Origin of the sequence: Fibrobacter sp. UBA4309 (genome assembly GCF_002395745.1) — a bacterium.
Taxonomy (GTDB): Bacteria; Fibrobacterota; Fibrobacteria; order Fibrobacterales; family Fibrobacteraceae; genus Fibrobacter.
In genome coordinates this window covers 1-12,110 of record NZ_DGUN01000046.1, presented here as the reverse complement: position 1 = coordinate 12,110, position 12,110 = coordinate 1, and the positions used below count along the sequence as shown (strand labels likewise).

General features: G+C 56.7%; 11 protein-coding genes. 6 read left to right on the top strand and 5 right to left on the bottom strand.

Translation table 11 applies throughout. From position 1 onward, the window contains the following. Positions 1 to 51 precede the first annotated feature (51 nt). Positions 52 to 1,596 (top strand): NAD(+) synthase, encoded by a 1,545-nt coding sequence (gene nadE / locus B3M32_RS05410; RefSeq protein ID WP_290744062.1) that lies wholly within the window; start codon positions 52 to 54, stop codon positions 1,594 to 1,596. 9 nt (positions 1,597 to 1,605) lie between these two features. Here nadE and mnmA read toward each other — a convergent pair whose 3' ends face one another. After that, the gene (gene mnmA, locus B3M32_RS05405) at positions 1,606 to 2,706 is read right to left on the bottom strand and encodes a tRNA 2-thiouridine(34) synthase MnmA (RefSeq protein WP_290744061.1); all 1,101 of its coding nucleotides are present in this window, start codon (positions 2,704 to 2,706) and stop codon (positions 1,606 to 1,608) included. A 76-nt stretch (positions 2,707 to 2,782) separates the two neighbouring features. On the opposite strand from mnmA, the gene B3M32_RS05400 reads away from it, so the two are divergent. The 3 genes from B3M32_RS05400 to B3M32_RS05390 are packed head-to-tail and all read left to right on the top strand — an operon-like array spanning position 2,783 to position 6,822. Further along, positions 2,783 to 3,691: an AAA family ATPase gene (locus tag B3M32_RS05400; RefSeq protein ID WP_290744059.1), complete on the top strand. Its 909-nt coding sequence runs from the start codon at positions 2,783 to 2,785 to the stop codon at positions 3,689 to 3,691. A 15-nt stretch (positions 3,692 to 3,706) separates the two neighbouring features. Beyond that, complete coding sequence (locus B3M32_RS05395; RefSeq protein WP_290744058.1) at positions 3,707 to 4,882, top strand: DUF58 domain-containing protein; 1,176 nt, start codon at positions 3,707 to 3,709, stop codon at positions 4,880 to 4,882. Then, complete coding sequence (locus B3M32_RS05390; RefSeq protein WP_290744057.1) at positions 4,879 to 6,822, top strand: transglutaminase-like domain-containing protein; 1,944 nt, start codon at positions 4,879 to 4,881, stop codon at positions 6,820 to 6,822. Before B3M32_RS05395 ends, B3M32_RS05390 begins: the two co-directional genes overlap by 4 nt. Before the next feature lie 18 nt (positions 6,823 to 6,840). Here the strand turns inward: B3M32_RS05390 and B3M32_RS05385 are convergent, their stop codons facing one another. Further along, the gene (locus B3M32_RS05385) at positions 6,841 to 7,383 is read right to left on the bottom strand and encodes a hypothetical protein (protein WP_290744056.1); all 543 of its coding nucleotides are present in this window, start codon (positions 7,381 to 7,383) and stop codon (positions 6,841 to 6,843) included. A 226-nt stretch (positions 7,384 to 7,609) separates the two neighbouring features. Here B3M32_RS05385 and B3M32_RS05380 point away from each other — a divergent pair, with 226 nt between their 5' ends. Next, a complete protein-coding gene (locus B3M32_RS05380; protein WP_290744055.1) occupies positions 7,610 to 8,878 on the top strand; it encodes a sialate O-acetylesterase in 1,269 nt (422 codons plus the stop codon). Between the two features lie 50 nt (positions 8,879 to 8,928). Here the strand turns inward: B3M32_RS05380 and tsaA are convergent, their stop codons facing one another. The 3 genes from tsaA to B3M32_RS05365 all read right to left on the bottom strand — a co-directional run bounded on the left by tsaA (position 8,929) and on the right by B3M32_RS05365 (position 11,476). Continuing rightward, positions 8,929 to 9,609: a tRNA (N6-threonylcarbamoyladenosine(37)-N6)-methyltransferase TrmO gene (tsaA, locus tag B3M32_RS05375; protein WP_290744054.1), complete on the bottom strand. Its 681-nt coding sequence runs from the start codon at positions 9,607 to 9,609 to the stop codon at positions 8,929 to 8,931. A 7-nt stretch (positions 9,610 to 9,616) separates the two neighbouring features. Continuing rightward, entirely contained in the window at positions 9,617 to 10,606 is a 990-nt protein-coding gene (locus B3M32_RS05370; protein WP_290744052.1) for a histidine phosphatase family protein, read from the bottom strand. A gap of 72 nt (positions 10,607 to 10,678) precedes the next feature. Continuing rightward, positions 10,679 to 11,476, bottom strand: a complete 798-nt coding sequence (locus tag B3M32_RS05365; RefSeq protein WP_290744051.1) for a hypothetical protein — start codon at positions 11,474 to 11,476, stop codon at positions 10,679 to 10,681. A gap of 110 nt (positions 11,477 to 11,586) precedes the next feature. Between B3M32_RS05365 and B3M32_RS05360 the strand changes: the two genes are divergently transcribed. Then, positions 11,587 to 12,110 (top strand): hypothetical protein (locus B3M32_RS05360; protein ID WP_414655173.1); only part of this gene is annotated, 524 nt, incomplete at its 3' end.

The window sequence follows — 12,110 nt, the reverse complement described above, 5'->3', positions numbered from 1 at the left end:
TGCAGGTGGCGTTTTTATATTTGGCAGGGAAGGTCCTAAAGAAGGTCGTATATGAAAGTCTATTTAGTCCAGATGGAAGTAATCCCGGGAAAGCCGGACGAGAATCTCAAGAAAATCAAGGCCGCCGTGGCTCGTGCGAAAAAGGCGGGCGCCAAGGCGGTGCTATTCCCGGAAAACGCCATTTCGGGAGATTACAGCAAACTTGGTTCGAAACAGGATGAAGTCGGATTCCAGATGAAGTGCCGCGATGCGGAGTATGCCTTGGAAAAGCTCTCCAAGGGCATTGAAATCCTGGTCGGTTCCAGTATCATGTACGATGACTGCATGTACAACCACTATGTCAACGGTAACATGGACGGCTGGGAAAACGATTTCGAAGTCGTTTCCGATTTCCAGGAATACGTCCTGGACAAGGAAGAGGATGTTGCCGAATTTTGCACAGGCTTCGTGAAAGAAAACAAGAAACCGGTTGTCTATATGGGCGCGGTCGGTACGGAAAATTCCGGCAAGAACATCTATGCGCTCGATGGCGGTTGCCGCGTTTACGACAAGGCGGGCAAGGTTGCCTACCGCATGCCGCAGTTCCGTGAATGCGAAGCGCTGCTGGATATTGCCAATGGCCGCGTCAAGTTCGTTTCGGGCGAAAAGTCCGTGAAACCCGCCGAGCCGATCGCGGTACTGCACGATGCGCTCGTGTACATGATCCGCGAGAACCTGAAGAAGTTCCATATCGAACGCATGGTCATCGGGGCGAGTGGCGGTATCGATAGTGCCGTTTCCGCCGTGCTCTATTCCGAGGCTATCGGCGCGAAGAATGTCTATCTCGTGAACATGCCGACCAGGTTCAATTCCGATACGACGAAGAATGCTGCCCGTGACTTGGCGGCGAACCTGAAGACGCCTTACATGGTCGCCCCGATTTCCGACATGCTCGATGCCGTTTGCGGCAGCCTCGCCAAGTGCTCCTTTGTGCGCAGCGACAAGAAAATCAAGATAGAAGGGCTTGCCTACGAGAACCTGCAGGCACGTACGCGATCTTCGTCGGTACTGCTTTCTATCGCCTCCGTGCTCGGCGCGGGAATCACCTGCAACGGCAACAAGAGCGAGGCGACCACCGGTTACTGCACGCTTTACGGTGACAGTTGCGGCGTGATGTGTGCCCTGGGTGACCTGTGGAAAACGCAGGTGTACGAACTGGCCCGCTATATCAACCGCAAAAAAGAAATTATTCCGGTGGCGTCCATCGATGTCCCTGCCAGTGCGGAACTGAGTGATGCCATGAACGTGGACGAAGGCAAGGGCGACCCGATCAAGTATCCGTACCACGACAGGCTTTTTGCCTACTGGGTAGATGAAAATCACGGTCTGGACGAAACGGAACAGCTACTGGAGAAAGGGAATCTCTGCAAGGTCATCGGTGCCGACGAGAAGTATTTCAAGAAGCTGTTCAAGACGAAGGCCGATGCGCTCGAAGACATGCGCGCCTGGCATAAGCGTTTCCGCGGCTTGGCCCTTGCCAAACGCGTCCAGTTCCCGCCCATCCTTTCGGTGAGCGGTTCTGCATTCGGTGGCGAATACACCGAATGCCAAGGCTAAAGGCAAAAATTATTTGTCGATGACGCCCGAGGCGACGACGCCGTCGCCGTCGTAAACGACGAGAATCTGTCCCGGCGTAGAGGCGAACTGCGGTTCGTCGAAGGCGACCGAGATGTCTTCGTTGCCGATGGCGGTGATGTGCGCGCTTGCACCCTTGTGGCCGAGCCTAATCTGTGCAGAAAGCGTCTTCTTTAAGATGGGGGAGTCGCGGTCGACCATCAGGTTCAGCTTGATGGCGTGGACTTCGTTGCACTGCAATACGCTGCGCGGTCCGAGAACCACGCGGTTCTTGGCGGCGTCGATACTCACGACGAACAGCGGTTCCGGCTGCCCGCCGATATTGAGCCCCTTCCTTTGCCCGATGGTGTAGTGGATGATTCCCTTGTGCTTGCCGAGAACCTTGCCGTTTATGTCCACGAAATCGCCGGGGACGTTGTCGCTTTCGTCGAAGAGTACGGAGTAGTCGCCGCATTCCAGAAAGTCCTGGCTTTCTTTTTTGTCGGCGTAATCGTTCCAGCCGAGTTCGCGGGCGAGATTCTTGACGTCTTCCTTGATCATCCCGCCGAGTGGGAAGATGACGGTGGAAAGCTGGTCCATGCTGAGGCGCGAAAGGAAATACGACTGGTCCTTGGAATTGTCGGTGGCGCGGTACAGGAACGGCTTGTCGGAACTCTGGAAGTCGAGCCTGGCGTAGTGGCCGGTGGCAAAGTAGTCGAAGCCGATGCCCATCTGGCGGGCGGTGTGCAGGAGCGCCCCGAATTTGATGGTCTGGTTGCAGCGGACGCAGGGGTTGGGAGTGCGCCCGGCCCGGTATTCGCTGCGGAAGTAGTCGAGCACCTGGCGGCTGTATTCGCCGGAGACGGGGACGGTGTAGTGGGGGATGCCCATGCGCTTGGCGATTTCTTGCGCCTCGGCGATGCTTTCGTCTTCGTTGGGACCGAAGCATCCGGACTTGCCTTCGATTTTCGGCATGTTGGGGATGGAGTTGTCCCACGTGGACATGGTGATGCCCACGACGTTGTAGCCCTGCTGCTTGAGCGTCCATGCGGCAAGGGAGGAGTCGACGCCTCCCGAAAGGCCTACCGCAACCGTCTTGTTCTCTATTTTCATACCAAAAATATAGAAAATAGGCGCGGGAGTGAATATTAACTGGACTTTTGCGCGGTTAGGAATATATTTTAGTGTTATGGTGAAGAAACTTTTGAATGCGCTCGATTCGGTGCTGTTGGGCAAGCGCGAATCTATAGAAATGCTCGTGATGGCCCTGCTCGCCGATGGGCACGTACTTATCGAAGATGTCCCCGGCACCGGCAAGACAACTTTGGCCAAGGCGCTCGCGGTGGCCATTGGCGCCGATTTTTCGCGAATCCAGTTTACGCCCGACTTGCTTCCGGCCGACGTGACGGGAGGCGCCATATTTAAGGCGAACACGGGTGATTTCGAAATCCGCAAGGGCCCCGTCTTTACGCAGGTGCTCCTGGCGGACGAAATCAACCGCGCCTCCCCGCGCACGCAGAGTGCGCTTTTGGAGGCGATGGAGGAACGACAGGTGAGCCTTGAGGGCGAGCGCCATGCGCTCCCTGAACTCTTCATGGTACTGGCGACGGAGAATCCGGTGGAGTTCCACGGGGTTTTCCCGCTGCCCGAAGCGCAGATGGACCGCTTCATGGTACGGCTTTCGCTCGGCTATCCGTCCGACGAGACGGAATTGCAGATTTTGCGGAGCCACCGTGAAGGCCGTCCGCTGGATAGCCTCGCCGCCGTCACGAATGTAGGCGAAGTTCTCGAAGCCCGCAAGGTTGTCCGCAAGATTCACGTGGACGAGTCGCTCGAACGCTATGCGGTTTCGCTGGTGCAGGCGACGCGCGTGAGTCCCGATGTCCGCCTTGCCGCAAGTCCCCGTGCGGGAATCAACCTGCTCAAGATGGCCCAGGCCTCGGCGTATGTCGCGGGTCGCGATTTCGTGAATCCCGACGATATCCAGAAGGTGTTTTTCCCGGTAATGGAACACAGGGTGTTCGCGAAGGAATCTGCCCGCGGAGCGTCGCGGCAAATTCTCGAAACCATCGTGAAGCAGACCCGTATCCCGAAATAAGTTTCCCGGCGCAAGATGCTTTCGACGGTCAAGTGGCTTCTGGATGCGATACCGAGGTCCCCGAAACGGGCCGGTCTCCTGATGCGCCTCTATTACCGCTGGCAAGAAAACTTCACGGCGGCGGGGCATGCCGCGGCGGCGTTGCTGCCCTTTTCGATGTTTGCCGGCATGGTTCCCGGATTCTGGGCGGCGTGGATTTTTGGCGGTCTCGACTTCCTGTTCTTCCTGACGCTTGTCCCGAGTCTCTTTTTGACGGCGAAAAAGAACCGGCTCGTCATGGGCGAAATCGTTGTTCCGCCGGTGTACGAAAAAAAACGCGTGGTGCTGTCGGTACAGGTGACGGCATTGAACCGGATCGATTCGGTCTCGGTATACTGTTCCCGCATGCATCCGTCCATAAAGTGTATCGGGCAAGAACCACGTAGCGTTGCTGCGGGGGAATCGGTACGCCTGGAATGCGAACTGCTTGTGGGCGGCAGGGGCGTGTATTCGGTTCCGAAGGTTTCGCTGGCCGTTCCCGAAATCAAGGGAATGCTCCGTGCGCTTGTCGCCTCGGCTCCGGCGGAACTTGTCGTGTATCCGGAACCCGTGAGGGTCAAGTCTTTCGGCTTCTTGACTGCGGGCGGGAGCGGAATGGCCTTTGCACCGCTCCTGATGCCGAACCTTTTCCGCGGAATGGAATTTGCGGGAGTCCGCGAATACCGCGAAGGCGATTCCCTGAGGGACTTGCATCACAAGGCGTTCGCCCGTTACGGGCGGCCGTTCACGAAGGAATTCGAAACCGAAAGGGGTTCCGGTTGCGTACTCGTCCTGGATGTCCGTGCATCGGGACTCCGCGAAAAGTCCCTGGTGGAACCGCTCATACGTCTCGCCGCCGGCGTAGGAATCTGGTTGATAGAGCGCGGCGCTTTGGGACGCTTTTTTGTAGGGGATGACGAAATCCCGGAAACGCATAACGTGGATTCCTTCCTGGAAGCCCTTGCGAGAATCCCGCACAAGGTCAAGAGTCAAAAGCTCTGGTCGCCGTCCGCCCGCCCCACGGGTCCCGTTCTCCGCCTGGGGCTCCGCCCGGTCGCCGACCCGCTTGTGCACAAGCAGGTCGTCGTGACGGCTCGCGCCGAAGCAAACGCCCATGCCGACGAAACCTATTTCGTGAATCTGGGCGGGAATCCTACGGAGGTCTCCCTATGAAACTGGACCTCCGCAAAGTTTGCAAGACACTTTTCCTCTGCATCGCCTCGGTGAATCTCGGGGTTTCCAGCGGGCTGGAGCTCTTCGGAATTCTCCTTGCGCTGCTGTTTGCCTACCTGCATTACCGGGAATGGAAAAAGCCGGACGCAGTCCCGCGTTACAGGAAATCGGTTGCCTATCTATCGGTAATCCCGTTTGCCGTCTGGTGGGTCATGGTCCCGTCTGTCGAATACGGAGTATCACCTTACGTTGTCTATATTCCCGCCTGGTACCTGTTGCTCTTGGCATGGCTCCAGAAGCGCAGCGTGGGCAACGGTGGATTCGAGGCCTTTGTCGCCTTCAACGGATGTGCCGTGCTTCTCCTGGGGCTGTATAACGCCCCCCGCTTCTGCGTGGCCCTGGGAGTCGTGGGAATTCTCCTTGCGCTGCAGGCTTACGCAAGGCCGCGGACGGCCGTATACAAGCATTTGCTTTTCGTTTTGCTCTTTGCAGCCATGGGCTGCGCTGCCTACGGCGGCTGGCAATATTGGAAACATCATCGCGGTGACGGAGGACGCTGGGCGCAGGACTACTACGATCGCACCCGCGTGATGGGATTCAATCCCGTAGTCTCCCTGGGGTCGTTCAGGAGCAACTATGTCTCGCGCTACAACAACCAGGTGGTATTGCGCGTGTGGGATCCGCTTGCTCCGGCATACTTGCGTGCGGCGGTTTACGAAAAGTATGTGGGAGGAATCTGGAAACTTCCCCGCGCGCCGGCAGCGACGCTTTATCCATCGTATTACCGCGTCGATTACGCCGTTTTCGAATCGGCGGATTCGGCGACGCGCTCCCTGGACAGCGTTCCCGTATGGGTGCAGGCTTCCCTGGACAACCTGGGATTCTTTTTCGCCCCGTTTGGTGCGTCGGGTATAGCCGTGAAGAATGCGGACTCTCTGGATTACTATTCGACGGGAGTATTTGTCGGCGCAAACGAAAAACGCGGGGACTGGTACTACTTTAGGCCGGGCGCCTTGGCTGCCCCCGAAGTCGCCGGAGTCCCCGATTCCACGTACCTGCAAATCGGCCGCCAGTACGGGGCGTTCCTCGATTCGGTTTCCCGGCAGATGGACCTCGACGGGTATGAAGGGGCCTCCGTCCTGAAACAAATTTCGGGCTATTTTGTAAGGCATTTCCGGTATTCCCTGCAGGTGCCGGGCATGCTCGCCAGGCACCGCTCGGCGGACCCGCTGGTCCTGTTCTGGAACGCCAAGCAAGGTTATTGCGAATACTTCGCTACGCTAGCAACGCTCCTGCTCCGCCATCAGGGAATTCCCGCACGCTACGTGACGGGATTCGCCCGTCCCGAACGCTCCGCATCGCGACCCTATGCCGTTTATCGGAGGTCGGGCAGCCATGCCTGGGTAGAGGCTTTTGTCGACAGTTCGTGGGTCCAGTTCGACCCGACCCCTCCTCTCTTTGCCGTGGCCCGGCCGCAGCCGTCCTGGCTTGCCGAAAGGTGGGAAGGTCTCGTTGGACGCCTGAACTTTTTCCTGCATGTCGTCAGGGAGGGGGAATGGCGGCGCGCCATCGACAGCCTGCAACTGGATCTGGAGGATTTCTTGACGGGCAAGTTCTATGCGGCGCTCCTTTTGCTTGCCGCCGTGGCCGCTGCCGTGGGACGGTTCCGCCGCAAAAAGCAATCCCGGTTGCCGGAATCACGCCGGAACGTGCAGAAATGGATTGCCGTTCTGGACCGGGCGGAACGTCGGCTTTCCCGCCTGGGATTTACGCGCATGCCCGGGGAAACAGTCGGCGCCTTTGTAGAACGCCTCTCGCGGAAGTCCCGGGATGAGCACTTACAGGACGGGCGCTTACGGGATAAACGCCCGCATGATGAACAAAAATACGCGGAAGCCCTGAAGGACCTCCGCGAGTACGAATCCGTTCGATGGAAATGAGAATCGGTTCCTGCTGGACTATTGTTCGCTGATGTAGAAAATTTCCGTGGTGCGGCCCTTTTCGGCGAGGTCCGCATTTTCCATTTCGGAATTCAAGAAGAATATCCCGTGGATGTTCAGCTCGACATTGCCCTTGGCGAACTTGATGGTGGCCTTGTCTTTCCAGGTTTTCGGATAGAAGCAGGTGTTTCCGATGGTAGTCTTCAGTTCCAGCATGCCGCCGGATATCTTCCAGGAGCCGCGGGTCGTACCTTCATAGCAAGAGGCCAACATGGTGCTCTGCGGCGGGTACGTAAACGTGAAGCTATGGTCTTCGCCAAAGAATAGCGTGGCGGGAGGATTGAATTTGTGGTTTGCGTTGATCGTGTAGAGCGTGTCGCCGTCGAAATCGGTAATTTCCGTGGCTCCGTCCATCTTCCATGTGCCCCCGGCAAGGCATTCGTCAGAAAGGCCGGTCTTGCAGAGCTCTCCACGGGTCGGATCGGATGCCGCGTCGTCGCTACAGGCTGCAAACAGGCAGAAAGAAGTCAAGGCCGCCAAAACTAAGATTTTCTGTTTCATTTCATTCCTCGTTTGTTTGTCTGTTTGGAATATAGGTTTTTCGTCTTCAAAAGTATAAAACCGGGGAAAAAAAATATGGGAAAAGCGCTTTTTGCCCCCAAAACCGGTCGTTTTAACCTTTTTGGTAATGGAAAAAAGCTTACGCGATTTTTTTTTGCGTGAAAATGCGGTATTTTTAAGATACGGACAGTTATTCTGTTTGGTTGTTTTGGTTAAGGAGTAAAAAATGAATTTTAAGATATTTGGCGCTATTGCCATGATGGCTGCCGCGGCATATGCGGCGCCGGATCCTAACTTCCACATCTATCTCGCGTTTGGCCAGTCCAACATGGAAGGCCAGGGCGATATCGGGAATCAGGACACGACGGTTGACAAACGTTTCCAGGTTCTCTGGGCGGCCGACAACGGCTCATGCTCCGGCAAGACCAAGGGCAAATGGTCTACTGCCGTGCCTCCGCTGGCGCACTGCCAGGGTGCGAAGCTTGGCCCCACGGACTACTTCGGCCGCACGATGGTCGAAAAGACAGACCCCCAGATCAAGGTGGGTGTCATCGTGGTGGCTGTCGCGGGGTGCAGTATCGACCTGTTTGACAAGGACAACTACGCAAATTATGCGAGGACGCAGCAGAGTTGGATGACCCAGCGAATCAACGCCTATGGCGGCAATCCCTATGGTCGCATGATCGAGATGGCCAAGAAGGCCCAGGAAGACGGCGTCATCAAGGGCATCATCTTCCACCAGGGCGAAACGGATGCCGGTAACGGCCAGTGGCCTTCCAAGGTCAAGAAGGTCTACGACAACATTATCAAGGACTTGGGCCTCGGTAGCGACATTCCGTTCCTCGCTGGCGAAGTTCTGCGCACCGGCGTAAGCAGCGGTGCCAACAACAACATTGCGAAACTCCCGCAGCAGTCCAAGAACTTCTACGTAGTCTCTTCCGAAGGCTTCAACCAGGCTCTGGGTGATGGCCAGAATGTCCACTTCACCTCGCAGGAATACCGCGACTTCGGCAAGCGCTACGCCGAAAAGATGATCGAGGTCCTGGGTGACAAGGTCAAGCCGGCTGTAGCGGAGTCCAGTTCCAGCAGCGAGCCCCCTGCAAGTTCCGCTAGCGTCTCCTCCAGCTCGACTGTTTCTTCTAGTTCCTCTCATCGTCACCATTCTTCTTCGTCCGCGGTTGGACCTGTGTCCAGTTCCAACGTCGTTGGCCCGAAATCGTCTTCGACCGATGTCATCGATATCGTGACGGGCGTGTCCCTGAATATCGGCAAGGCTGTATTCGAAAGCGGCCGCGTATCCGTTCCGGTCAAGGTGAATGGAACCAAGGTGGTAGCGAAGGTCTACAGCATGCTCGGCAAGGAAGTCTTTGACTTCAGCAGCAGCTACAGCAACGGAACTCTCGGGTTCTCTGCGACCAGCCTGTCCCAGGGCTATTACATGCTCTCTGTCCAGGTCGGTTCGGAACATTCCGTGCAGAAGGTGCTGGTGAAGTAAGTTTCCCCGAAAAATCTTCTGGGCCTCTCGGTGTTAGCCGGGGGGCTTTTTTATTCGATGGAAACGACGGTCAGGGTGTCGCCAGACACCTTGAACTTGATTTCCTTGCCGGCGAAGGCGAAGCCGTAGGTTCGTTCCGGGTCGTCTTGGTAATGCGGGCGCGGGTCCTGGGCGAGGATTCCTGTGAGGGTGTCCCGTTTTTCGGGCGGGAACTTGGCGAGAATGTTCTCGTCGATTTCCACCTGCAGGCAGTCGTACCGCTTGCTTTCCGCAAAACCGCCCGCTGCATCCGGGATGCTGTCTGCGTAGGGCAGGTACGGCTTGATGTCTACGATAGGGGTTCCGTCCATCAGGTCGGCTCCGCTGACGACTATTTCCGGGCCGTTTTTACCGGCGGTGCGGATTTCTTCTATCTTGACGCAGCTCATCGCGATCGGGTTCGGACGGAAGCTGCTGCGGGTGGCGAATACTCCCAGGCGCTTGTTGCCCCCGAGGCGGGGAGGCCGCACGGTCGGCGACCATGTCTCGCGCACGTTCTCCGAAAAAATCCAGAGAATCCACAGGTGGCTGAAACCTTCCAGACCGCGCAGCGCGTCGGCGTTCTGGAATTCCTTCTCGAACCGGATTGTCGATTTCAGGGTACGCAAAAGCCCGCTTTGTCGCGGAATCCCGAATTTTTCGGGAAAGTCGCTTTCTATGCGGGCTATGACTTTAAACGTGTATTCGTTCATATCCGGATTATTCGAATCCGTTCGCGATGCCCTTGACGGCGTAGGCTCTTCTTTCGCCTGCGGCGTTGACGATGATGGCTGCACCGGAAACATAGTTGGCCCAGCGGGGTCTCGGCGTAATGGTCATGTCGTAGATGCGGTAGTTGATGGCCTTGTCCGTCAGGTACGAAACGAGCGGGACGATGAATTCGTCGTGGGAACAGACGACGCGGAAACGCGGCATTTCGGCATAGGACTTTGCGAGGTATGTCGAAATCATTTCTTCGCTCTTTTCGGCGAGGTCGTAGAAGGCGTCGGCGAAGTTCCCGGTAAAGATCCATTCAGAAATGACCTTGCTGGAGCTGTAGCCTTCGGCATGGTTGTATTCGTCGCGCTTGTCGGAATCCTTGACGAACCATCCTGCCTGGAAGACGTCATTGGTGTCGTGCGGGAACGTTGTCTGGCCTCTGCCGATAGCGATGTTCAGGCAGGTCGCTTCCGTGCGGACGAAATTCGTGTGGGAGAAGGTGAAGTTTTCAGGGCCGACGAGCTTTTTCCCGACAGTCTGGGCCTGCTCTATGCCTTCTTCGGTGAGGGCGCTTTCCTGGGTCACGTAGGGTTCGCGTTCACCGTGTCTCAGCACGAAAACGACCTTCTCGTCGCAGCGGACGCTCTGGAACACGTTGCCGATATCGGCGAATCCGTTCGTGTCCGGCACGACCTGGACCGGGTCGCCGTCGACGCAGGGGACGGCCTGTTCGCTGGAGACCGGCACGGTTTCGGAACTGCTGGAAGCGAGCGAAGGGTCGGTTGCAGAAGAGATTAGCGGGTCTGTCGCGGAAGAAAGGAGCGAACCGTCCGCAGACGAAAGGTCCAGGGTCGCCGAAGATTCCGGAATGACGGTCCCGGAGGAAACGGCGGGCGTTTCTTCTGGAGCGGAAGAGTTGGAATCGTCCGAACAGGCGGAAAGGACGACGGCGGTAGCTAGCGACAGGGTAATTCCGGCAATTCTTTTCATGGGAAAACCTTTCTGATTTGAGTGTTTTTTCAAAAAATATCTATTTACGGATTTTTATCAAGTAAATATTTATCAAACAGTCCCTTTTGTGCCTGTTTCGGATGGCTCGTTGTTGTAGTTGACCTCGTTCCGACGCTTGAGTTCCTTGTTCAAGGGAACGTAGATGGCCGAAAACAGCACGTAACCGCAGAGCAGGACTATCCAGTGGTTCAGGTGGAATTCCGTCTCGAGGTAGCGCATCTCGATGAACATGAAGGGCGCGCCGATCAGGAACAGCGGTAGCTGACGGCACTGGTCGCCCAGCGAGTAGCGGCTCTCGTAGCTCACGATGGAATTCATCATCGGGAAGCTCGTGCAGAACCCGCCCATGAGGCGCTTGATGAACATGAGCCCGGTCACGACGCCCGCGATGGCCGGCGCCTTGATGTAGACGGGGAGGGGAGTCTTGTAGCGCACGCCGGACTTGTACTTTTGCGTCTGGAACAGGAATACCCCGACGGCGAAGTCGAAGGCGCAGACTCCGAAGAACCAGGGCTCGGTGTCGGGAATTCTCGGCATCAAGAAAACGCCGAGCGCTACAAAGAAGGCGAGCCCGGCAACAATGCTCGGCACGATAGGGAGCTTTGTGCGGTAATGCAGTATGCGGACGATATGCACGTAGAGCAGGCACATGAATCCCGAAATGGCGTTTGCAGTCCCGATGGGGAGCCCGACGGCGATATAGGCGAATCCGAATGGGATAGGGATTGTCGCCGTGACGGCCTTTAGCTGCGGGTCCTTCAGGTAGGCACTCAGCGTACCGAGGGCCGTGACCATGAATACGAGCAGCCAGTCATAGAACGAAAAATGGAAATTTAGGGCAGAAAGCATTCCAATTGACAAAGATAGCAATTTCCTGACAAATTTCCGTAGCCCGGTTTTAGTAGAAAATATTTATATTGTATCAATAAAATAGTAAATCCTTCGCAAAGGAGCCCGGTATGGATTGGCATAAGAAAACAGGTATCATGGCAGGGGTGCTGTTTGCATCTCTTGCCGCTTTTGCTCTGACCGCTTGCGGCGACGACGACAGCAGTTCCGCCGAAGAAACAAAAACGTCTTCTGGCCCGGCCACGGTCGAATCGTTCGACGACCTGGCGCACTGCACCAAGAGCCACTACGGCGAAATCGTGTTCGTCGAAGAAGAAGACGCCTATTTCGAATGCACCAGCGAGGACTGGGTCGAGGTGGATTCCGCCAAGGTCGACAGCATTCTCACGGCAAGCTCCAGCAGCGAGGGTACGAGCGAAGCTGCCAAGTCCTCCAGCAGCGTGAAGGCGGACAGCTCCGAAGTCGCGAAGGTCGAAACCAAGAAGGTCGATTCCGTGACCGTATCGGGCCTCGCGCAGAAGGGCCCCTACGCAAGCGGCTCCGCAGTGACCGTGTATGGCCTAGACAGCGCACTCGAAGTGACCAAGACCAAGTTCACCGGGAAGGTTTCGGGCGATTCCGGCGCCTACAAGGT